Source organism: Achromobacter sp. ACM04, from assembly GCF_014851465.1.
In the GTDB taxonomy this organism is placed as follows: Bacteria; Pseudomonadota; Gammaproteobacteria; order Burkholderiales; family Burkholderiaceae_B; genus Achromobacter; species Achromobacter aegrifaciens.
Genome location: NZ_JACUZS010000004.1, coordinates 360,888 through 381,525, shown reverse-complemented (window position 1 = coordinate 381,525; position 20,638 = coordinate 360,888). Strand labels below are relative to the sequence as shown.

At 67.0% G+C, this 20,638-nt stretch carries 22 protein-coding genes; 12 read left to right on the top strand and 10 right to left on the bottom strand.

Features of this window, described 5'->3' with window-relative positions:
- Positions 1-210 precede the first annotated feature (210 nt).
- Complete coding sequence (locus IB259_RS23665) at positions 211-771, top strand: bacterioferritin (RefSeq protein ID WP_192330248.1); 561 nt, start codon at positions 211-213, stop codon at positions 769-771.
- Here IB259_RS23665 and IB259_RS23660 read toward each other — a convergent pair.
- A complete protein-coding gene (locus tag IB259_RS23660; protein WP_192330246.1) occupies positions 768-1,163 on the bottom strand; it encodes a helix-turn-helix domain-containing protein in 396 nt (131 codons plus the stop codon). The two genes, IB259_RS23665 and IB259_RS23660, sit on opposite strands and share 4 nt — an antisense overlap.
- 81 nt (positions 1,164-1,244) lie before the next feature.
- On the opposite strand from IB259_RS23660, the gene IB259_RS23655 reads away from it, so the two are divergent.
- On the top strand, positions 1,245-1,562 hold the full coding sequence (locus IB259_RS23655) for a multidrug efflux SMR transporter (RefSeq protein WP_042796135.1): 318 nt from the start codon (positions 1,245-1,247) through the stop codon (positions 1,560-1,562).
- Positions 1,563-1,597: 35 nt separating this feature from the next.
- On the opposite strand, the gene rimO is transcribed toward IB259_RS23655, so the two are convergent.
- From rimO to IB259_RS23640, 3 genes are all read right to left on the bottom strand, one after another.
- Entirely contained in the window at positions 1,598-2,935 is a 1,338-nt protein-coding gene (gene rimO, locus IB259_RS23650; protein ID WP_054457789.1) for a 30S ribosomal protein S12 methylthiotransferase RimO, read from the bottom strand.
- Positions 2,936-3,114: 179 nt separating this feature from the next.
- Entirely contained in the window at positions 3,115-3,372 is a 258-nt protein-coding gene (locus tag IB259_RS23645) for a DNA-binding transcriptional regulator (RefSeq protein WP_054457735.1), read from the bottom strand.
- Positions 3,373-3,621: 249 nt separating this feature from the next.
- Entirely contained in the window at positions 3,622-4,254 is a 633-nt protein-coding gene (locus IB259_RS23640; RefSeq protein ID WP_054457734.1) for a LysE family translocator, read from the bottom strand.
- Positions 4,255-4,346: 92 nt separating this feature from the next.
- Here IB259_RS23640 and rsmB point away from each other — a divergent pair, with 92 nt between their 5' ends.
- The 7 genes from rsmB (at position 4,347) to IB259_RS23605 (ending at position 13,781) form a co-directional block, all read left to right on the top strand.
- Entirely contained in the window at positions 4,347-5,684 is a 1,338-nt protein-coding gene (gene rsmB, locus IB259_RS23635) for a 16S rRNA (cytosine(967)-C(5))-methyltransferase RsmB (protein ID WP_054457733.1), read from the top strand.
- A 40-nt stretch (positions 5,685-5,724) separates the two neighbouring features.
- Positions 5,725-6,315 (top strand): DUF4390 domain-containing protein, encoded by a 591-nt coding sequence (locus tag IB259_RS23630; protein WP_082401241.1) that lies wholly within the window; start codon positions 5,725-5,727, stop codon positions 6,313-6,315.
- Positions 6,312-8,627: an ATP-binding protein gene (locus tag IB259_RS23625; protein ID WP_054457732.1), complete on the top strand. Its 2,316-nt coding sequence runs from the start codon at positions 6,312-6,314 to the stop codon at positions 8,625-8,627. Before IB259_RS23630 ends, IB259_RS23625 begins: the two co-directional genes overlap by 4 nt.
- A gap of 11 nt (positions 8,628-8,638) precedes the next feature.
- Entirely contained in the window at positions 8,639-9,331 is a 693-nt protein-coding gene (locus IB259_RS23620) for a response regulator (RefSeq protein WP_119450201.1), read from the top strand.
- Positions 9,328-10,707, top strand: a complete 1,380-nt coding sequence (gene trkA / locus IB259_RS23615; protein WP_054457730.1) for a Trk system potassium transporter TrkA — start codon at positions 9,328-9,330, stop codon at positions 10,705-10,707. Before IB259_RS23620 ends, trkA begins: the two co-directional genes overlap by 4 nt.
- 51 nt (positions 10,708-10,758) lie before the next feature.
- Positions 10,759-12,228: a TrkH family potassium uptake protein gene (locus tag IB259_RS23610; RefSeq protein WP_054457729.1), complete on the top strand. Its 1,470-nt coding sequence runs from the start codon at positions 10,759-10,761 to the stop codon at positions 12,226-12,228.
- A gap of 308 nt (positions 12,229-12,536) precedes the next feature.
- Positions 12,537-13,781 (top strand): YbdK family carboxylate-amine ligase, encoded by a 1,245-nt coding sequence (locus IB259_RS23605; protein WP_054457728.1) that lies wholly within the window; start codon positions 12,537-12,539, stop codon positions 13,779-13,781.
- A gap of 56 nt (positions 13,782-13,837) precedes the next feature.
- Here the strand turns inward: IB259_RS23605 and IB259_RS23600 are convergent, their stop codons facing one another.
- A complete protein-coding gene (locus tag IB259_RS23600; RefSeq protein WP_054457727.1) occupies positions 13,838-14,770 on the bottom strand; it encodes a methyltransferase domain-containing protein in 933 nt (310 codons plus the stop codon).
- A gap of 287 nt (positions 14,771-15,057) precedes the next feature.
- Between IB259_RS23600 and IB259_RS23595 the strand changes: the two genes are divergently transcribed.
- Positions 15,058-15,603, top strand: coding sequence for a phosphoribosyltransferase family protein (locus tag IB259_RS23595; protein WP_346547285.1), 546 nt, complete (start codon positions 15,058-15,060; stop codon positions 15,601-15,603).
- 80 nt (positions 15,604-15,683) lie between these two features.
- Positions 15,684-16,154, top strand: a complete 471-nt coding sequence (locus IB259_RS23590; RefSeq protein WP_054457725.1) for a tRNA (cytidine(34)-2'-O)-methyltransferase — start codon at positions 15,684-15,686, stop codon at positions 16,152-16,154.
- Positions 16,155-16,204: 50 nt separating this feature from the next.
- On the opposite strand, the gene IB259_RS23585 is transcribed toward IB259_RS23590, so the two are convergent.
- The 5 genes from IB259_RS23585 to IB259_RS23565 all read right to left on the bottom strand — a co-directional run bounded on the left by IB259_RS23585 (position 16,205) and on the right by IB259_RS23565 (position 19,723).
- Positions 16,205-17,197, bottom strand: a complete 993-nt coding sequence (locus tag IB259_RS23585; protein WP_054457724.1) for a tripartite tricarboxylate transporter substrate binding protein — start codon at positions 17,195-17,197, stop codon at positions 16,205-16,207.
- Between the two features lie 48 nt (positions 17,198-17,245).
- A complete protein-coding gene (locus IB259_RS23580) occupies positions 17,246-18,328 on the bottom strand; it encodes an NAD(P)H-dependent glycerol-3-phosphate dehydrogenase (protein WP_054457723.1) in 1,083 nt (360 codons plus the stop codon).
- Between the two features lie 94 nt (positions 18,329-18,422).
- Complete coding sequence (gene secB, locus IB259_RS23575) at positions 18,423-18,953, bottom strand: protein-export chaperone SecB (protein ID WP_054457722.1); 531 nt, start codon at positions 18,951-18,953, stop codon at positions 18,423-18,425.
- A 38-nt stretch (positions 18,954-18,991) separates the two neighbouring features.
- Positions 18,992-19,249 carry a glutaredoxin 3 gene (gene grxC, locus IB259_RS23570; RefSeq protein WP_088143288.1) on the bottom strand — a complete coding sequence of 86 codons (258 nt, stop codon included), beginning with the start codon at positions 19,247-19,249 and terminating at the stop codon, positions 18,992-18,994.
- 51 nt (positions 19,250-19,300) lie between these two features.
- A complete protein-coding gene (locus IB259_RS23565; RefSeq protein WP_173145064.1) occupies positions 19,301-19,723 on the bottom strand; it encodes a rhodanese-like domain-containing protein in 423 nt (140 codons plus the stop codon).
- Between the two features lie 162 nt (positions 19,724-19,885).
- On the opposite strand from IB259_RS23565, the gene gpmA reads away from it, so the two are divergent.
- Positions 19,886-20,638: a 2,3-diphosphoglycerate-dependent phosphoglycerate mutase gene (gene gpmA / locus IB259_RS23560; RefSeq protein ID WP_054457719.1), complete on the top strand. Its 753-nt coding sequence runs from the start codon at positions 19,886-19,888 to the stop codon at positions 20,636-20,638.

The following is a 20,638-nucleotide window of genomic DNA, read 5'->3' as shown; positions in this document are numbered from 1 at the left end:
TGATGCCCATCCCGTTACAGATTGCGTCACGGGTTTTCGGGAAGCCCATAGTTTACGCAAGGATCGAAAACCGTTTTCGCCGGGCAATTTGGGGGGGCGCAGGCAATGTTTGGACACAGCATGTTCCGCCACGATCGGTAGACTGGGTTGTACGGAGAGACTGGAAGCCCAGTGTCGCAGTGCTTTCACTTAACCAAGAGGAGCCACGATATGGAACAAGCAACCCGTACCCAAACGCAGGCGAACCGCCCGTTCGACATGGACGTGAAGGCCATACGCGCCAAGGCGCGCCAGGACATCGAGTCCGGCGCCGTGACCGACACCTATCGCGCCGACCGCCAGACCGTGCTGAAGCTGCTGAATGAAGCGCTGGCCACCGAGATCGTCTGTGTGCTGCGCTACAAGCGCCACTACTTCATGGCCCGCGGGCTGAACGCCGAGCCCGTGGCCGCGGAATTCGCCGAACACGCCACGCAGGAACAGGACCATGCCGACCGGCTCTCGGAACGCATCGTGCAGCTGGGCGGCGAGCCCAACCTGTCGCCCAAGGGGCTGTTGGAGCGCAGCCATTCCGAGTACGTCGAAGGCACGTCGCTGGAGGACATGATCAAGGAGAACCTGATCGCCGAGCGCATCGCCATCGACAGCTACCGCCAGATGATCGAGTACATCGGCGAACAGGACACCACCACGCGCCGCCTGCTGGAAGAGATCCTCGCGGTGGAGGAAGAGCACGCCGACGACATGTCGGACTTCCTGGCCAAGCGCTAGCGGACGCGGCGCGCCGCCCGGGCGTCATGGCGGCGCGCGGCGGCGTCCAGCGCCGCATGATGGTTCTCGGCCCAGCGGTCCAGCGCGATCAGGGCCACGTTCAGGGATTGGCCCAGTTCGCTCAGCCGGTAGTTCACGTGCGGCGGCACGGTGCCCAGATCCTCGCGCAGCACCAGGCCGTGACGCTCCAGTTCCTTGAGCGTCTGGGTCATGACCTTCTGTGAAATCCCGTCCAGCCTGCGCAGCAGCTCGTTGTTGCGCATGGGGCCATGTTCCAGCGCAGGCAGGATCAGCGGCACCCATTTGCCGGCAATCAGTTCCAGCGCTCGGCGCGACGGGCAGGCAGCGTCGAACACGTCGCCCGAGGGCACGGAGGCGGATGGCTTTTTCATAGTTACCAAAAGGTGCGTACTTGTCTTGTGGTAACTATAGTCTCTAAGCTAGCCGTTCCCTGGTTCTGGCAGGAGGCCGCAATGGCCTGGTTGATTCTGGTCGCCGCGAGCGCGGTGGAAATCGTGATGGCCCTGGCCTTGAAGTATGCGGATGGCTGGACGCGATTCTGGCCCAGCGTGATCGGCATTGCGGCCGCCCTGGGCAGCGTGTTCCTGCTGACGCTGGCCATGAAGCAGCTGCCTGCTGGCACGGCCTACGCCATCTGGACCGGTATCGGGTCCGTGGGCATTACCGTGCTGGGAATTATGCTGTTCGGAGATTCGCCGTCTGCCGCGCGCCTGCTGTGCATCGCGATGATCGTGGGCGGCGTGGCGGGGCTCAAGCTGCTGGAAGCCTGAGCTGCGCGCGGCGGGCGCCGCGCGCAGGAGCGGATTCAGATCGCGTCGGCCCAGAGGTCGTATTCGTCGGAATCGGTGACGCGGGCGCGCACCAGATCGCCCGCCTTCAGGGGCTTGTCCGAGCTGACGTAGACGCAGCCGTCGATTTCAGGCGCATCGGCGCTGCTGCGGCCCACGGCGCCGTCTTCGTCCACTTCGTCGATCAGCACGTCGATCTCGCGGCCCACCTTCCTGGCCAGGCGGGCGGCGGAGATCGATTGCTGCAGCTCCATGAAGCGTTCCCAGCGTTCCTGCTTGACCTCGTCCGGCACCGGATTGTCCAGCAGGTTCGCGGGCGCGCCTTCCACCGGCGAATACTGGAAACAGCCCACGCGGTCCAGCTGCGCTTCCTGCATCCAGTCCAGCAGGTACTGGAAGTCTTCCTCGGTTTCTCCGGGGAAGCCGACGATGAAGGTCGAACGGATCGTCAGGTCCGGACAGATCTCGCGCCAGCGCTTGATGCGGGCCAGGGTCTTGTCCTCGAAGGCCGGGCGCTTCATGGCCTTCAGGATGCGCGGGCTGGCGTGCTGGAACGGGATGTCCAGGTAGGGCAGGATCTTGCCCTCGGCCATCAGCGGGATCACTTCGTCCACGTGCGGGTACGGATACACGTAGTGCAGGCGCGTCCACACGCCCATCTCGGACAAGGCCGTACAGAGCTCGGTCATGCGGGTCTTCACCGGACGGCCGTTCCAGAAGCCGCTGCGGTACTTCACGTCCACGCCATAGGCGCTGGTGTCCTGCGAGATCACCAGCAATTCCTTCACGCCCGCCTTGACCAGGCGCTCGGCTTCGCTGAGCACGTCGCCCACCGGCCGGCTGACCAGGTCGCCGCGCATCGACGGGATGATGCAGAAGCTGCAGCGGTGATTACAGCCTTCCGAAATCTTCAGATAGGCGTAGTGCCGCGGCGTGAGCTTGATGCCTTGCGGCGGCACCAGGTCCAGGTAGGGGTTGTGGTCCTTCTTGGGCGGCGCTGCCTCGTGCACCGCGCGCACCACCTCTTCGTATTGCTGCGGGCCGGTTACGGCCAGCACGCTGGGGTGCACGTCGCGGATCACCGATTCCTCGACGCCCATGCAGCCGGTCACGATGACCTTGCCGTTCTCGGCCAGGGCTTCGCCAATGGCCTCCAGCGATTCCGCCTTGGCGCTGTCGATGAAGCCGCAGGTATTGACGACGACCACGTCGGCATCGTTGTACTCGGGCGTGACTACGTACCCTTCGGTGCGCAGTTGGGTCAGGATGCGCTCGGAGTCGACCAGGGCCTTGGGACAGCCCAGGGAAACGAATCCCACGCGCGGGGTCCGGCCGTCGGCGTTGGCGGCGGCGATGGTGTCGGCCAGGGCGGAGGTGGCGGACGCGTTCGCGTCAGCGTCGTTGGCCTTGCCGGGGCCCTTGCCAGGCCGGGAGGTTTCGAGGATTTCCAATGTCGTTCACCAAAAAATCGCGCGGCAAACGTGTCGCGCGGCGGATGTGTTGTTCGTGTCGGGCGAGGCCGGGGCGGCTGGCCTCAGGATTCAGCGTGTTCGTTGGCGGGCCACGGGGGCAGCTCTCGCAGGGTCTCGGGGTGCATCATTGCTACCTGCAGCAGGGTCTTCGCCGCGCCCGAGGGGGTGCGCCGTCCTTGCTCCCAATCTTGCAGAGTGCGTACGCTCACGCCCAGCAGTTCAGCGAAATCCGTTTGAGGCAGGCCCACGCGGCTGCGTGCTTCGCTGATATGCGACGCCTGCCACGGTACGCTGCGCGCCGTCGGGGCAGCATTCTTCATGGCTCTTCAAAAGTCGGGCGCCTGTGTGGCGTCCCAGGGTTCAGGCCATCGCACCAGGATGGGCGGCGAAGGCGAATTTTTAATTATACGGCATTGCCGTAGGTCGAGCGCGGGGCGCTCCAATAGCGCGATGTGCCTGCTATCAGGAATCATCCCCGCGCGTAGTGCGGTCGCGAGGCGGATCGATGCATCCACGTTGTTGGGTGCTGCCCAACGTGTATCCGCGCGGGATTTGGAATCGAGGTTGCATCAAGGCGCGCTGCGCCGATACAGCGCCAGCGTCCCCGCCAGGCCGATCAGCAGTCCCCCGCAGACGCGGTTCAGCCAGCGCAGGCCAGCGCCCTGGAAGGCGCGCACCATCTGCGCGCCCAGCGCGGCGTAGGCCAGCATCACGGCGATGTTCATCAGCGCCATGACCCCGGCCAGTACGGCGTACTGCGCCAGCAGAGGGGCGGCGGGATTGATGAACTGGGGCAGGAAGGCGGACATGAACAGCAGCGCCTTGGGGTTGGTCAGCGCCACCGCGAAGCTGCGCAGGCCCAGCGCCAGGCCGGCCGGACGCCGGGCATCCGCCTGGGCGGCGGGCATGACCAGCGCCGCGTCCGAGCGCAGCATCTTCCAGCCCAGGTACGCCAGATAGGCCGCGCCCACCCATTTGATGAGCTGGAAGGCGATTTCGGACGCCGCCAGCACCACGCCCAGGCCCGACGCCACCGCGCCGATCAGGACCAGGTCGGCCAGCACCGCGCCGGCCATGCCCCAGCAGGCAGCGCGCACGCCGTGGCGCGAACCGTTGCTCATGGCGAGCAGGACGGTGGGGCCCGGCGTGATGATGGTGACGGCCGAGGCCAGGATGAAGAGCAGCAGGGTGGCGAGGGTCATGAGGGGCTCCGTGGCTGGGGCCAGTGTGCCGCGACGGCCGCCATTCGTCCAGGTCCGGCTACCATAGCGGTCTTATCTCCTGAATTTGCATCATGTCCACGCGTTCCGACTCCCCCAATCTGGCCCCTCCGCTGTCCTCCGTCCTGCTTTCCAGCGCGGAGGTGGTCGAGGGCGTGCTGGACGGCCGCTCCCTGACGGACGCGTTGGCCGACGTGGAATCGGCCCTGCGGCCCGCCACGCAGGCCGTGTCGTTCCATGCCATGCGTTACCTGGGCTGGGCCGACGCCGTGGGCCGCGAGATGGTGCAGCGCTATCCCAGCGTGTTGTTCGAATCTTTGTTGCTGGTGTCGCTGACCCTGCTGAAGGAAGAAGGCGATGCCGCCGCCGCCCTGCCGGGCATGCCGGTCTACGCGGCGCACACGGTGGTGGACCAGGCCGTGACGGCGGCCTCCCGCAGCCGCGCCCTGGCTTCCTATAAGGGCATGCTCAACGCCTGCCTGCGTCGTTTCCTGCGCGAGCGCGCGGCGCTCGAGGCTGCCGTGGCGGACAGCCCCGAGGCCCAATGGAACCACCCCGGCTGGTGGGTCAAGCAGCTGAGCGTGGCCTATCCGCGGGAATGGCGCGAGATCCTGGCTGCGGCCAATGTGCCCGCGCCGCTGACCCTGCGGGTCAATCGTCGCCGCGCCAGCCGCGAGCAGGTGTTGGCCGCCTTCCAGGCCGCCGGCCTGGCGGCCGAACCTGTGGGCCAGTCCGGCCTGGTACTGGCCACGCCCAAGCCGGTCACGCAACTGCCCGGCTTTGCCGAGGGCTGGTGGTCGGTGCAGGACGCCGGCGCGCAACTGGCGGCCGAACTGCTGGCGCCTGCCGACGGCATGCGGGTGCTGGACGCCTGCTCGGCCCCTGGCGGCAAGACCGCCCACCTGCTGGAGCTGGCCGATATCGACCTGCTGGCGCTGGATGCCGACGCCGACCGGCTGGCCCGCGTCGGGCAGAACCTGGACCGACTGGGTCTGGCAAGCGATCGTGTCCAGTTGAAAGCGGCGGATGCGGCCGACCTGGACGCCTGGTGGGACGGCAAGCCGTTCGACGCCGTGCTGGCCGACGTCCCCTGCACGGCCTCGGGCATCGTGCGCCGCCATCCCGACATCCGCTGGCTGCGGCGCGAGAACGACGTGCGTCGCACGGCCACCCTGCAGGCCAGCATCCTGGACGCGCTCTGGCGCACCGTGGCGCCCGGCGGGCGGCTGCTTTACGTGACCTGCTCGATCTTCCCGATCGAGGGTACGCGCCAGGCGCTGGAGTTCATGCAGCGCCATCCGGAGGCGCAGCGCCTGGACGCGCCCGGCCAATTGCTGCCAGTTGCGGTCGATGCAACACCTGCGGCGCAGCGCGACGGGTTTTTCTACGCCTTGTTTGCCAAGCAGTCCTGAATCGCCAAGAATAGGGGGCATGACGTAGTTCCGGTGCCGTATGTCCATTATTCCGCGCTTATTTCTCGGGTTGTTGCTCGCATCTGCCTTGCTTTCCTTCGTGCCGGGCGGGCAGGCGCATGGGGCGGAACCCAAGGTCACCGAAGTTCGCCCGGCGGTTCGAGACGGCCAGCTCCAGATCGACGCGGACATCGAGTTCGAACTGAACTCGCAGCTGCGCGAAGCCGCCCAGCGCGGAGTGCCGCTGTATCTCACCGCCGACCTCACCGTCACGCGCGAACGCTGGTGGTGGTTCGACAAGTCCCTGGTCGACACGTCCCGCACCTGGCGCATCATCTACAACGCCCTGACCCGGCAATGGCGGGTGGGCGTGGGCGAACTGACCTTTCCAGTCGCCTCGCTGGATGACGCCATGGGGGTCATCCGGCATATCCGCAACTGGCCGGTGGCGGACGCCGCCGACTTCGATGCGGGCGTGCTGTACGGCGGCCAGTTGCGCCTGCGCCTGGATACGTCGCTGCTGCCGCGGCCCTTCCAGGTCAACGCCCTGAACAGCAGCTCCTGGGTACAGTCGACGCCGTGGATGGACTTCACGTTCGTGCTCAGCGACAAGGAGAAAGACCCGTCATGAGGCTTGTGCTTCGGCTGGCCCTGATGGTTGGCGCTGCAAGCGGCCTGGCATTGCTGGGGCTGTTGGCGTGGTCCACCGGCAATGCCTCGCGCTTTGCGCGCTACTACGACACGCTGCTGGTGCTGAATGGCATTTTTGCGCTGGCGCTCTTCATCTGGGTGGTGGCGCTGACCGTGAGGCTGGCGCGGCAGATCCGTCGACGCCAGTTCGGCGCGCGGCTGACGGCCCGTTTTTCCCTGGCGTTTGCGCTGATCGGCGTGGTGCCCGGCGCCCTGATCTACACCGTGTCGGTGCAGTTCATGTCGCGCTCGATCGAATCCTGGTTCAACGTGCGCGTGGACACGGCGCTGGAGGCGGGCCTGAACCTGGGCCGCGCCGCGCTGGATTCGCTGCTGGCCGACCTGGACGCGCGTGCGCGCTCCATGGCGATGGAACTGAACCGCAGTTCCGACAGCGGCGTGACGCTCGCCTTGACGCGGCTGCGCGAGGCCAACGGCGTGCAGGAAGCCATGGTCTTTACCGGCAGCGGGCGCATGATCGCGTTCTCCACCAGCCAGTACGGGCAATTGCTGCCCGCGATGCCGCCGTCCACCGTCATGAACCAGCTGCGGCTGGCGCGCGGCTACTCCGCCGCCGAGGCCGATGACCCGGTGACCCCCGGCGCTGAAGGCGGGCTGCACCTGCGGGTGGTGATTCCGCTGACCGGCCCCGACCGCTACGACAACCTGTTGGGACCGGCATCCGAACCGCGTTGGCTGCAGCTGCTGCAGCCGGTACCCGAGCAGATCGCCCACAACGCCAATCTGGTGCAGCAGGGTTTTCGCGACTACCAGGAGCTGGCGCTGTCGCGGCTGGGCTTGCGCAAGCTGTACGGCATCACCCTGACCCTGGCCTTGCTGCTGGCGGCCTTCGGCGCCATCGCGGTGGCGCTCTCATTGTCCAAGCGGCTGGTGCGCCCGCTGCTCAGCCTGGCGGGCGGCACGCAGGCCGTGGGCGTGGGCGACTACCGGCCCTTGCCCGAGCCGCCCGAGCGCGACGAAGTCGGCCAGCTCACGCGTTCGTTCAACGCCATGACACGCCAGCTCGACGAGGCCCGCCGCATGGTCGAGAGCAACCGGCAGCAGCTGGAACGCTCCAATGTCTATCTGGAAAGCGTGCTGTCGAACCTGTCCTCCGGGGTGCTGGTGTTCGACGAATCGTTCCGCGTCACCACCGTCAACCAGGGCGCCCAGACCATCCTGGGCGCGGACCTGCGCTCGGTGATCGGACGGCCGCTGGAAACCGTGGCCGGCATGCTGGAGTTCGCCAACATCGTGCGGCAGGCTTTTTCCGCCCACGCCGCGGTGGGGTCCGAGCGCCAGCACTGGCAGCAGCAATTCGAGATCGCCCCGGGCCAGGACGACGCGCCCGCTGGCTCGCAGCCCCTGACCCTGCTGGCGCGCGGCACGCATCTGCGCGTGGACGGGCGCGGCAACGGCTATCTGGTGGTGTTTGACGATATCACCGAAGTGATCTCGGCCAACCGGACCGTGGCCTGGGGCGAAGTCGCCCGCAGGCTGGCGCACGAGATCAAGAACCCGCTTACGCCGATCCAGCTATCGGCCGAGCGGCTGGCGATGAAGCTGGAGGGCAAGCTGCCTCCCGCCGAGGCCCAGATCGTGGCACGGTCTACCAATACCATCGTCAACCAGGTGGCATCGCTCAAGCAGATGGTGGACGACTTCCGCGAATATGCCCGCACGCCGCCGGCCGTGATGCAACGCATCGACTTCAACGCCCTGGTGGCGGACGTGCTGTCGCTGTACGGCTGGGAGCCCGAAGGCGGTTCGTCGCGCCTGGCCGAAAAGGCCCTGAATCTGGACGTGACGCTGGCGCCGGACCTGCCGCCCATCGAGGGCGATCCCACCCAGTTGCGGCAGGTGATCCATAACCTGATGTCCAATGCCCGCGACGCGATCGCCGAGCAGGGCGGGCAAGGGCGGGTCAGCGTGACCACGCAGCTCATGCGCAGCGAGCAGCCCGACCGGGCGGCCCATCAGGCGCTCAGGTTCACGGTCGCCGACACGGGCCCGGGCTTTCCTCCCCAGGTCATGCAGCGCGCGTTCGAGCCCTACGTCACCACCAAGTCCCACGGGACTGGGTTAGGATTGGCAATCGTACGCAAGATCGTGGAAGAACACGGCGGGCGTATAGACCTTGCGAACCGCAAGGAAGGGGGCGCGCGGATCTCCATATTGTTGACCCGGCTGGCTTCCGAGGCCGATACTATGGACGCGACCGCGCAAGAAAAGGATAATGCGGCTACGCAATAGGTGGATGCTTTATGGCCAGAATTCTGGTGGTTGACGACGAAGTCGGTATACGCGAGCTTTTGTCGGAAATCCTATACGACGAAGGACACACGGTCGAGCTGGCTGAAAACGCGGCGCAAGCGCGCGCCGCACGCTTGCGCATGCGTCCTGACCTGGTGTTGCTGGACATCTGGATGCCGGACACGGACGGCGTCAGCCTGCTCAAGGAATGGGGCTCGCAAGGCCTGCTGGACATGCCCGTGATCATGATGAGCGGCCATGCCACCATCGACACGGCAGTCGAAGCCACGCGCATCGGCGCCATGGACTTCCTTGAAAAGCCGATCACGCTGCAGCGCCTCCTGAAGACGGTCGCCGCCGGCCTGGCGCGCGGCCGCGCGCCGCATCCGGCGCCTGCCGCCGCGCATTCGGCCGTGGCCAGCCCCGCGGTGGCGCTGGAAGACGAACTCGATCCCCCGGTCCAGGCCGCCGCGCCGTCCAATGAAGTCCCCGTCACGTCCAACGGCCAACTGGGCAGCATTTCGCTGGATCAACCGCTGCGCGAGGCGCGCGACGAATTCGAGCGCATCTATTTTGAATACCACCTGGTCCGCGAAAGCCACAGCATGACCCGCGTGTCGGAACGCACGGGGCTGGAACGCACCCACCTGTACCGCAAGCTCAAGCAATTGGGCATCGAGTCCGCCCGCAAGCGGAGCTCATGAAGATCCTGATCATGGGCGCTGGTCGCGTAGGCACCAGCGTGGCCGAGAACCTGGTGTCCGAAGAGAACGACATCACGGTGATCGATTCGGATCCTGTCCAGCTCCAATACCTGCAAGAACACTTCGACCTGCGCGTCGTCCATGGCGACGGCTCGCAGGTTTCGGTGCTGGAGGCCGCTGGCGCCGCCGACACCGACCTGCTGATCGCCTGTGCGGCCTCGGATTCGGCCAATATGGTGGCCTGCAAGATCGCGCGCCAGCTGTTCAACATTCCCCGCCGCATTGCCCGCATCCGTTCGGTGGAGTTCGCCGAACACCCGGAACTCATGAGCGAAGAGGGCTTCTGCATCGACGCCCTGATCAGCCCCGAGCGCAGCGTCACCACCTATCTGCACAGCCTGATCGAATTTCCCGAGGCCCTGCAGGTGGTGGAGTTCGCCGAAGGCCGGGTCAGCGTCGTGACCGTGCGGGTCGGGGCGGGCAGCCCGATGGCCCATTCGCCGGTCGACAAGCTGCGCGACGTCTGGCCCGACGTGAAGGCGCGAGTGATCGACGTGCTGCGCGGCGGCAGGCCGCTGCGGGCCGGCAGCGGTACCGTCGTCGCCCCGGGCGACGAAGTGGTGCTGGTGGTGGACTCGCGCGATGCGCGCCGCGCCGTTCGGCAGCTGCGTGAGGCCGAGCGTGCCGTGCGCCGCGTGATGATCGCGGGCGGCGGCAACATCGGCCTGCGCCTGGCGCGCCAACTGGCCGAGGAAAAATACAGCGTCCGCATCATCGAGCGCGACCAGAAGCGCTGCGAATACCTGGCGACCCAGTTGCCCGACAGCGTGCTGGTGCTGCACGGCAGCGGCACCGACGAGGCGCTGCTGGAACGCGAGAACATCGAGGACATGGACACCTGGCTGGCGCTGACCAGCGACGACGAGGACAACATCATGTCCTCGCTGCTGGCCAAGCGCCTGGGCGCGCGCAAGGTGATCGCGCTGATCAACCGCCAAGCCTACGGCGAGCTGATGCAGGGCAGCCATATCGACATCGCCGTGTCGCCATCCCAGGCCACCATGAGCGAACTCCTGCGGCATGTGCGCCGTGGCGACGTGGCCGCCGTGCACCGGCTGCGCCAGGGCGTGGCGGAAGCGCTGGAGGCCATCGCCCACGGCGACCGCTCCACCTCCAAGGTGGTGGGGCGCGCGGTCGGGCAGATCAGCCTGCCCAAGGGCGCCAGCATCGGCGCGCTGGTGCGGGAGGACGAAATCATCCTGCCGGACGCCGACACCGTGATCGAATCCGACGACCACGTCATCGTCTTCGTACCCTCGCGCCGGCAGATGCCGCGCGTGGAAAAGCTGTTCCAAGTCTCGGCGTCGTTCTTCTGATGCGCGCCGCCTCCTTCCTTCTGCGCGGGCCGCGCGCGGCCGGATAGCTCCATGAAGCGCGTCCTGGGCACTCTCTACATCCTGGGCCTGACGATGGTGATGTTCGCGCTCACCATGCTGATCCCGCTGACCGTCGCCTACGTGGGCGGCGACGGCGCGCGCGAGGCCTTCCTGGACGGGTTCCTGATCTCGGTGGGCATAGGCGGCGGCCTGGCCGCGATAACGCGCCGCGCCCGCTGCGAGTTGCGGGCGCGCGACGGCTTCGTGCTGGTGTCGGCCGTGTGGGCGGGCCTGCCCCTGCTGGCGGCCATTCCGCTGCTGCTCTACTTCCATGGCGCCGGCTTGCCGCTGTCGTTTACCGGCGCCTATTTCGAGGCCATGTCGGGCCTGACCACCACCGGCGCCACCGTCCTGACCAATCTGGACACCTTGCCCGCGTCGATCAACCTGTGGCGGGCCACGCTGATCTGGATCGGCGGCATGGGCATCCTGGTGCTGGCCGTGGCCATTCTGCCCCTGCTCGGGGTCGGCGGGCACCAGGTGGTGCGGGCGGAAACCCCCGGACCGATGAAGGACGAGCGGCTCACGCCGCGCATCGCCAGCACCGCCAAGGCGCTGTACGCGGTGTATTTCGTGTTCTCCATCCTGTGCTTCCTGGCCTACCGGGCGGTCGGCCTGTCGTGGTTCGAGGCCTGGTGCCACATGGCCACCACCATGGGTCTGGGCGGCTTTTCGACCTGGGATGACGGCTTCGCCCATTTCGATTCGGTCGCGGTGGAAATGGTGGCGATGGTGTTCATGCTGATCGCGGGCATCAACTTCGCCACCCACTTCAATGCCTTCCGCCAGCGCAGCGCGCGCGCCTACGTGCGGTGTCCGGAGGCGATCCCCTACCTGGTGGTGGTATTGGGAGTCGGGCTGGTCATCTCGGTGTTCCTGTTCCTGAAAGGGGTCTATGAAGACCCGCTGCAGGCGCTGCGCTACGGCATGTTCAACACGATTTCCATGGCGACCACCACGGGCTACGCCAATACCGACTTCGCGCAGTGGCCGCTGTTCGCTCCGCTGACCATGCTGCTGCTGTCGGGCTTCGCCACGTCGGCCGGGTCGACCGGGGGCGGCATCAAGATGATCCGGGCGATCCTGCTGGTCAAGCAGGCGCGCAATGAGCTGGTCACAATGTTGCACCCGCACGCGGTCAGCCCGGTGCGCATCAATGGCCGCGCGGTCGAGACCCGCACCATGTCGTCGGTGCTGGCCTTTATGCTGTTCTACGGCCTTTCCATCGCCGTTTTCACCAGCCTGCTGCTCCTGTCCGGCCTGGATCCGATCACCGCCTTCTCGGCCGTCTTCGCCAGCGTCAACAACACCGGACCAGGCCTGGGGCCCGTCGGACCCATGGGCAACTTCGCCGTCCTGTCCGATTTCCAGATCTGGGTCTGCACCTTCGCGATGCTGATCGGGCGCCTGGAACTGCTGACGGTGCTGGTGTTGTTCACCCCTATTTTCTGGCGGAAATAGATAAGGGATAACCCTTATAAGGGTTGTCCCACCCCCTCTTGAAAGCCCCTTGAGCGCTTGCTTTCCGGCTGCCGCAGCCCGGGAGGCCGCGCCATTTCTATGCCGTGAGCGCTCGCTCACTTTCCTTCACAGGGAAAAACCGATTGCTTCGTGATGTTGCACATAAATGTCACGATTTTCCATCTTCTTGCCACAAAACAGCGGCTATCATGCGTGCACAAGCTGCCGTCTAGTGCCCCCCGGGCTGTTTCCGGGCTTCAAGGTCGAACGGCGCACACCCTCATCAAACATTCAGAAAGGAGTCCGAGATGGAACAGATCCCGTTCATTTCGTCGGCCCCCAACACCCTGGGCATCGAGCTCGAGCTGCAACTGATAGACCCGCGCAGTTTTGACCTGACCGCAGCCTCGGACGAGCTGCTGGCCCAAATGGCCAACCACCCCATCGCCGACCGCGTTAAACCGGAAATCACGCGGTCCATGATTGAACTGAATTCCTCGGTGCACGAGCACCCCATGGGCCTCTTGGCCGAGATGCGCGAAATGCGCGACGCCCTGATCGAAGCGGCGGACGCCGTGGGCGTATCGGTCGCTGGCGGGGGCGCCCACCCCTTCATGCGTTGGCAGGAACGGTCCATTTCGGACACCCCGCGCTTCCAGTACCTGGCCGAAATGTACGGTTACCTGGCGCGTCAATTTACGGTCTTCGGCCAGCACATCCACCTGGGCGTCAAGAGCGGCGACGATTCCATCAAACTGTTGCGCCGCCTGTCGCCCTATGTGCCGCACTTTATCGCCCTGTCGGCCTCGTCGCCCTATTGCGAGGGGGTGGACACCTTGTTCTCGTGCTCGCGCCTGAACGCGGTGAACAGCTTCCCGCTGGCCGGGCACATGCCGCCCGAAGTGAAGGACTGGTACCAGTTCGAGGCCCATCTGGCGCAGCTGCGCGCCTATGGCCTGGCGGAAAGCATCAAGGACCTGTACTGGGACATCCGCCCCAAGCCGGAATTCGGCACGGTCGAAATCCGCGTGTGCGACACGCCGCTGACGGTCGAACGGGCTTGCCAGCTGGCGGCTTTTGCCCAGGCCCTGGCGGTGCTGCTGATGCGCGAGGGCGACCCCGGCGACGGCGCCTGGCTGTCCTACCGCAGCAATCACTTCCAGGCTTGCCGCTTCGGCCTGCAGGGCAGCTACGTGACGCCGGACGGCCAGCGCCTGCGGCTGATGGACCACCTGCGCAACCTGTTCCAGCGCCTGATGCCGGTGGCTGAAGAACTGGGCACGGGCGACATGATCGCCGCCCTGCGCGATGAATCCATGCGCAGCGGCAACGATTCCCGCTGGCTGCGCAGCCAGTTCCACCGCTTGCGCGACCTGCCGTTGGTGGTGGAGGCCATGTCGAACGCCTGGCGCGGCGTGGCTTCGCCCGGCGTAGGGCCCGCAGAACCGACGGCGGTCCTGAGGCGCCGCATTCGCGCAACCTCCGAGCCTATGTCGGCGTTGCCGGCTTCCGAGCCCGGGGTCAGCGTGCCGATGCCGGAACGCCTGCACTAGACGGGGAGGCCGGCGCCCGCAAAGCGCCGGCTCTGCCGGTCAGCCTGCGGCCCAGGTCAGGGCGCGCGGTGCCGGCCGCCAATCGCGCTGACCGACAGCCGGGTTTCACCGGCCACGGTGCGATGCGCCGCGGCGCGCCAGGCGTGGCCGTAGGCGACTTCGATACTCAGCACGATCAGACCGTCGGGCCGGCGCTGCGCTTCCAGCGCGGCGCAGAGACGGTCGCGCCAGTCGCGGCCCACCAGGCCGCCGCGCCGGCCTTCGGCCGGGTTGCCGCCCAGCGCGCGTACGTCCTGCAGCAGCTTTTCCGGGCTGCGGTAGGTCAGGGTCAGGATCTCCTGGTCCATGACCGGATCCGCGAAGCCGTTTTCCACCAGCAGGTCGCCGAAATCATGCATGTCCACGAAGGACGGCGTAGCCGTGCGCAGCCCGGCGTCGTCCAGGGCCTGGCGCAGTTCCCGCAGCGTGGCCGGCCCAAGACAGGAGAACATCGCCAGTCCGCCCACTTTCAGGATGCGCCGCCATTCCGCCAGCACGGCGTGCGGAGCGCGGTGCCAGTGCATGGCCAGGTTGGACCACACCAGTTCCAGCGATTCGGGCGCCAGGCCCGTCGCCGCCAGGTCGGCGTTGACGAAGGCAGGGGCGGCCGGGCCGCGGCGCGCCAGCTTGCCGATCCAGGCCGACAGGCCGGCAGGGGCATGGCGCTTGCGCGCCTGTTCCAGCAGCGGTTCGCAGTTGTCCAGCCCGGTATAGGCGGCGTCGGGATAGCGTTCACGCAGCAGCGGCAGGTTGTCGCCCGCGCCGCAGCCCGCGTCCAGCATGGCTTGCGGCTGGACCCGGATGTATTGCAGGCGGCCCAGCATGCGGCGGGCGATTTCCCCGTACAGGAACTGGGCCTCGGCCAGGTCGCCGCGGCGGGCGAATTGCCGGGGCACGTCGGCGCTGACGATGGGCAGGGAGGGGAGCGTTGCGGATTCTGGCAGGGACATTTCGGTCGCACCCGCGTCTGCAACGCGGGCGGATCATGGTTTCATGAGGGATGGCATCCATTATTGCGCATCCCGGCCGCGGCTTCCGATTGCCCCTACGGGTCATGGGGCGGTGGCTGCTGTCGCGCGTCGGTTGCGACTGCCCCTTGTGCGGCGCCCGGGTGGCGGGTGCTAGGCTTTGCGCGGGCTGCGAGGCGGATATCTGCGGCGATGCTCTCCGCCGGGCCGATAGTGGGGTGGTCGCGCGTCGCCCTGCAGCGCCACGCTGTCCTCGTTGCGCCCTGCGGTTGCGCCCGGATGCGCCGCACTGCGCCGCCTGCCTGGGCGCGCCCCGGACGTTTTCGCGCACGATTGCCGCCTTTGACTACGCGCCGCCCGCCGACACCTTGATCCTGATGCTGAAGACCCGGCTGCGCCTCAGCATGGCGCCGGTGCTGGCCCGGATGATCGCGGCTGCCGTGGCCCGAGACGGGCCTGCGCCGGACGGCGCCTTGCTGGTGCCCGTTCCCGCCAGCCGCGCATCGCTGCGCCAGCGCGGCATGAATCCGGCCGGTGAAATTGCGCGCAGCCTGGCGGCGGAGCTGGGGCTGCCGCTGGCGCGCGGGCTGCTGCGGCGCCGGCGCGAGACGCCCCGGCAGACCGCGCAGGGCCGCCAGGCCCGCCGGCTCGGGGCGCAAAACCTGTTTTATTGCGTGGGCGACGTAAGCGGCCGGCAGCTGCTATTGGTGGACGACGTCATGACCACCGGCAGCACCGCCAACGCGGCCGCCGCTGCGCTGCTGGCAGCAGGAGCTGCGGATGTCACGGTGCTGGTGGCGGCGCGCACGCCCTGAGCCGGCCTCCAGGTAAATCGGCGACAATTCCCGGTGCGCGGCGACGTTTCCGCCGCAAGCCGTCCCGAGTCCCTAGCGCCATGTTCCACGTCATCCTTGTTTGTCCTGAAATCCCGCCCAATACCGGCAACGCCATCCGCCTGTGCGCCAATACGGGCGCGCAATTGCACTTGGTTCGTCCCTTGGGCTTCGAGCTCGACGACGCCCGCATGCGCCGCGCCGGCTTGGATTACCACGAATGGCAGCCCGTCCGCGTGCACGACACGCTGGAGGAGGCTTTGGCCGATACCGGCGCCGCGCCGTCCAGCATCTACGCGCTGACCACGCATGCGCAACGCAGCGTGGCGGATATCGGCTTCAAGCCGGGCGACGTGTTCGTATTCGGCCGCGAAACTTCGGGCCTGTCGGAAGAACATCAGGCGATGTTCCCGCCCCAACAGCGCCTGCGCCTGCCGATGCGCGCTGGCCAACGCAGCCTGAACCTGTCGAATGCCGTCGCCGTGACGGTGTTCGAGGCCTGGCGTCAACAGGGGTATGAAGGGGGAGTGTGACGGCGGCGCGCTGAAGCCGGCGCGCCTGGCCCGTCACGGCTGGGCTGCAATCAATCCAGCGACAGATTCAGCTTCTCGATCACCTGGTCCCAGCGCGCCTTTTCATTCTTGATGCGGGCGGTCAGGGCTTCCGGCGTGGACGGCGCGGGGGTGAAGTACTGCAGCGCCAGCTGCTTGCGCACCGCTTCGCTGCCGATGATGCGCGCCAGCTCGCTGTTGAGCCGTTCGACGATGGGCGTGGGCGTACCGGCGGGAACCAGCACGGCATTCCAGGAAATGGCTTCAAAGTCCGGATAGCCCTGGGATGCCATCGTCGGCACGCCCGGCAGCGCCTCGCTGGGCTGCAGGCTGGTCACGGCCAGCAGCTTCACCTTGCCGTCGCGGGCCTGGGGCACGGCGATGGCGGGCACCATGAAGCCGGCCTGGACATCGCCGCCGATGATGGCCGAGATGACCTGCGGGAAGCCGGAATAGGGGATGTGCGCCAGGTCTACGCCGGCGCTTTCCTTGAACATTTCCATCGCCAGATGGGCCGAGCTGCCCGGGCCCACGGAACCGTAGTTCAGCGAATTGCCGCGGCCCTTCACCAGCGCGACGAAGTCCTTGACGTTATCGACCTTCAGGCTGCTGGGCACGACCAGCACGTTGGGGCTGGTGCCCACCAGCGATACCGGCTGCAGATCGCGCAGCGGGTCGTAGCCCAGCGTCTTTTTGTACAGCGTGGGGGCGGTGACCAGCGGGCCGTTGATCGTGTAGAGCAGCGTGTAGCCGTCCGGCTTGGCCTGCGACACGATGCGCGTGCCGATGTTGCCGCCGGCGCCCGGCTTGTTGTCGATCACGATGGGCTGGCCCAGCGCCTGCGACAGCGGTTCCGAGATGGTGCGTGCCAGGATGTCGGGCGACGAGCCGGGCGGGAAGGGCACGACCATGTGGATCGGACGGTCGGGCCAGTCGGCATGGGCGGCGGCGGGCAGGATGGCGGCCAGGCTCAGGCACAGGCCGCGTAGCAGCGGGCCGACCCGGAACTTGCGGGTTTGCGTCATGAAGGATGTCTCCTCGGGGTTGTGCGTGGTATTTGTTTTTGGGGCGGCTCAGCGGGGCCGGTTGTCCGGCGACGCGTCCGGCTGGCTGGCTATCCCGCTTTCGTAGCGGGCGTCGCGCGCCAACAGGGCGGACACGGCCGTCATTGGGGCCACGCCGTCGAACAGCACGGCGCAGACGGCTTCGGTGATGGGCAGTTCGACCCCGATGGCGCGGGCGCGGTCCAGCGCGGCGCGCGCGCAGCGCACGCCTTCGGCCGTGATGCCGCTGGCCAGGATGTCGGCCAGCTTGCGCCCGGCGCCGATCTCCAGGCCCACGCGGCGGTTGCGCGACAGCTCGCCTGTCGCGGTCAGGACCAGGTCGCCCAGGCCGGTCAGCCCGGCGAAGGTCTCGGCCTGCGCGCCCAGCGCCACGCCGAAGCGGGTCATCTCGGCCAGGCCGCGGGTGATCAGCGCGGCGCGGGCATTGGTGCCCAGGGCCAGGCCGTCGCCAATGCCGCAGGCGACCGCGATCACGTTTTTCAGCGCGCCGCCCACTTCCACGCCCACCAGGTCGGTGCTGGCGTAGACGCGCAGCGCCGCGCCGTGGAAGGCGGCAGTGGTGGCATCGCGCAAGGCGGGGCTGTCGCTGGCCACGGTCAGCGCGACCGGCAGGCCCTGCGCGACTTCGCGCGCGAACGAGGGGCCCGACAATGCGCCGCCGGTGGCGCCAGGCAGGGCCTCGCGCATGATTTCATGGGGCAGCCTAGCCGTGTCGGCTTCAAAGCCCTTGCACGTCCAGACGATGGGAGTGTCCTGCAATCCCAGCGCGGGCAGCCGGCGGGACAGCTCGCCGCAGATGGCGGTCAAGCCGGCCACGGGCACGCCCAGCACGATCAGCCGGCGCGCGCCGTCTTCTTGCAGGCTGCGCAGCGTGGCGTCGAGATCGGAGGAGATATTCAGTGCCTGCGGCAGGGCGATGCCCGGCAGGTAGCGCGCGTTTTCGTGCGAGGCGGCCATGTCGGCGGCCTGCGCGGCATCGCGCGCCCAGAGTACGGTGGCGTGGCGGCGGCTGGCAGCCGCCGCCAGCGCGGTGCCCCAACTTCCCGCACCCAGGACGGCGACGCGCAGGCGTGGCTCGATGGGATTTTTCATCGCCGAGCCGCCTCAAGATGAAAAGCGCCCCCACGGGGGGCAGCAAGCCGAAGGCGCAGCGTGGGGGCTCTTTTCATTGGACGCCGCGGCTGCTTTACTGGCGGGTCGCGCCGGGGGGCAGGATGATGCCCGAGTCGCTGCCGTTGCCGTTGGCGGCGCTTTGCTGCTGTTGCAGCTCGGCCAGGCGCTGCTCGTACAGGGCCTGGAAGTTCACTTCGGTCAGGTGCAGCGGCGGCATCGAGGTGCGGGTGATCGCGTCGGCGATGTTGGCGCGCAGGTAGGGGTACAGCATGGTCGGGCAGACGATGCCCAGCAGCGGATCGAGCTGTTCTTCGGGGATGTTGGCGGCCTCGAAGATGCCGGCTTGCGTGCCTTCGACCAGGTACACGACCTTTTCGTTGATGCGGGTGGTGACGGTGACGGTGACCGTGGTTTCGAACACGGTTTCAGCCAGGCGCTGGCCGCCCACGGTGATGCTCACCTCGACCTGGGGCGCTTCCTGCTCCAGGAAGACGTGGGGCGCATTCGGCATTTCCAGCGAAAGGTCTTTCAGGTAGACGCGCTGCAGATTGAACGAGGGCGCGTTGCCGCCTTCTTGCTGGGTGTTTTGGTCTTGATCAGCCATGAGTGTTTCCGTTGGTGGGAGGGGCAAAAAGGGGGCGATTAGCTGGCCAGCATGGGGGCAAGGCCACCCGAGCGGTCCAGGGCCATCAGGTCGTCGCAACCGCCGACATGGGTATCGCCGATGAAGATCTGCGGGACGGTGCGCCGGCCGGTGCGTTCGATCATGACCTCGCGCTGGGACGGGTCCCGGTCGATCTGGATGATTTCCAGGTCGGTCACGCCGCGCTGCTCGAGCAAGCTCTTGGCGCGGGCGCAATAGGGACAATAGTCCTTGCTGTACATGACGACTTTATTCATGGGCGCTCCTGTGGGTACAAGAATAGGTAGATGGGGGCGGGGCCCCTGGCTTCAACCCTTCTGGGTCACCGGCAGGCTGGCGGCCGACCAGGCGCGCATGCCGCCGTCCAACGGCACGACGTCGGCGAAACCCTGGGCGCGCAGCTTGGCGGCGGCGCGGGCCGAATCGCGGCCATTGTCGCAAACCACGACCAGCGGCTTGTTCTTGGGCAGCGAGGCGGCCTTTTGCTCCAGATCGGCCGCCGGCACGTTGCGGGCCTGGGCGATGTGGCCGGCCTGGAACTGTTCGGCGGGACGGACGTCGACCCATACGGCCTGGCGCTGGTTGACCATCTGGATGGCCTCGGTCGTGCTCACGGCCGAACCGGTGCGGCCTTTGCGCAGGGCGGGGATGGCCAGCATGATGCCGGAGATCACGGCAACGGCGACGATGAAGACGTTGTTTTTATCGATCAAGAATTGCAAAAGGTCCACGGGGCATCCTGAAGTGCGGCGACTAGCCTGGTATAGGCGAACCCTGATGCGCCGCGCCGCAGAAATGGGCGGGTGCGCCGGGGCAAAATCAAGGGCAAAATCGCTCAATTATAAAATGAGCGCATTCCTTCACTTTAACCCGCGTTACAAGCGTCCCAAATCATGCACAAACTCGTTCTGATGCGCCACGGCGAAAGCCAGTGGAATCTGGAAAACCGCTTCACCGGTTGGACCGACGTCGACCTCACCGAGACCGGCCGCGAACAGGCCCGCAAGGCCGGCGAACTGCTCAAGAAAGAAGGCTTCACCTTCGATCTGGCCTACTCGTCGCTGCTCAAGCGCGCCATCCGCACCCTGTGGATCGCCCTGGACGCCATGGACGCCATGTACACCCCGGTCGGCGTGACCTGGCGCCTGAACGAACGTCACTACGGCGCGCTGCAAGGCTTGAACAAGGCCGAAACCGCCGCCAAGTACGGCGACGAGCAAGTGCTGATCTGGCGCCGCGCCTACGCCATCGCCCCGGAACCGCTGGCGCTGGACGACGAACGCCACCCGCGTTTCGACAAGCGCTATGCCAAGGTGCCGGCCGACCAGCTGCCCGCCACCGAATGCCTGAAGGACACCGTGGCCCGCGTGCTGCCGTTCTGGAACGAATCCATCGCTCCGGCCATCCGCGCCGGCCGCAATGTCCTGATCGCCGCCCATGGCAACAGCCTGCGCGCCCTGATCAAGCACCTGGACAACGTGTCGGACGAAGACATCGTCAACCTGAACATTCCCACCGGCCAGCCGCTGGTGTACGAATTGGATGATGACCTGCGCCCGATCCGCCACTATTATCTGGGCGATGCCGCCGAGATCGAGGCGGCCATGGCTGCGGTGGCAGCCCAGGGCAAGGCTAAGAAGGACTGA

Excerpts from the sequence above, each read along its gene's own strand:
- gpmA (WP_054457719.1), top strand. The coding sequence starts at position 19,886 with ATGCACAAACTCGTTCTGATGCGCCACGGCGAAAGCCAGTGGAATCTG.
- IB259_RS23655 (WP_042796135.1), top strand. The coding sequence starts at position 1,245 with ATGGCCTGGTTGATTCTGGTCGCCGCGAGCGCGGTGGAAATCGTGATG.
- IB259_RS23630 (WP_082401241.1), top strand. The coding sequence starts at position 5,725 with ATGTCCATTATTCCGCGCTTATTTCTCGGGTTGTTGCTCGCATCTGCC.
- IB259_RS23640 (WP_054457734.1), bottom strand. The coding sequence starts at position 4,254 with ATGACCCTCGCCACCCTGCTGCTCTTCATCCTGGCCTCGGCCGTCACC.
- IB259_RS23605 (WP_054457728.1), top strand. The coding sequence starts at position 12,537 with ATGGAACAGATCCCGTTCATTTCGTCGGCCCCCAACACCCTGGGCATC.
- IB259_RS23600 (WP_054457727.1), bottom strand. The coding sequence starts at position 14,770 with ATGTCCCTGCCAGAATCCGCAACGCTCCCCTCCCTGCCCATCGTCAGC.
- IB259_RS23660 (WP_192330246.1), bottom strand. The coding sequence starts at position 1,163 with ATGAAAAAGCCATCCGCCTCCGTGCCCTCGGGCGACGTGTTCGACGCT.
- grxC (WP_088143288.1), bottom strand. The coding sequence starts at position 19,249 with ATGAATAAAGTCGTCATGTACAGCAAGGACTATTGTCCCTATTGCGCC.
- IB259_RS23585 (WP_054457724.1), bottom strand. The coding sequence starts at position 17,197 with ATGACGCAAACCCGCAAGTTCCGGGTCGGCCCGCTGCTACGCGGCCTG.
- IB259_RS23620 (WP_119450201.1), top strand. The coding sequence starts at position 8,639 with ATGGCCAGAATTCTGGTGGTTGACGACGAAGTCGGTATACGCGAGCTT.
- IB259_RS23645 (WP_054457735.1), bottom strand. The coding sequence starts at position 3,372 with ATGAAGAATGCTGCCCCGACGGCGCGCAGCGTACCGTGGCAGGCGTCG.
- IB259_RS23625 (WP_054457732.1), top strand. The coding sequence starts at position 6,312 with ATGAGGCTTGTGCTTCGGCTGGCCCTGATGGTTGGCGCTGCAAGCGGC.
- IB259_RS23610 (WP_054457729.1), top strand. The coding sequence starts at position 10,759 with ATGAAGCGCGTCCTGGGCACTCTCTACATCCTGGGCCTGACGATGGTG.
- rsmB (WP_054457733.1), top strand. The coding sequence starts at position 4,347 with ATGTCCACGCGTTCCGACTCCCCCAATCTGGCCCCTCCGCTGTCCTCC.
- IB259_RS23580 (WP_054457723.1), bottom strand. The coding sequence starts at position 18,328 with ATGAAAAATCCCATCGAGCCACGCCTGCGCGTCGCCGTCCTGGGTGCG.
- trkA (WP_054457730.1), top strand. The coding sequence starts at position 9,328 with ATGAAGATCCTGATCATGGGCGCTGGTCGCGTAGGCACCAGCGTGGCC.
- IB259_RS23665 (WP_192330248.1), top strand. The coding sequence starts at position 211 with ATGGAACAAGCAACCCGTACCCAAACGCAGGCGAACCGCCCGTTCGAC.
- IB259_RS23590 (WP_054457725.1), top strand. The coding sequence starts at position 15,684 with ATGTTCCACGTCATCCTTGTTTGTCCTGAAATCCCGCCCAATACCGGC.
- secB (WP_054457722.1), bottom strand. The coding sequence starts at position 18,953 with ATGGCTGATCAAGACCAAAACACCCAGCAAGAAGGCGGCAACGCGCCC.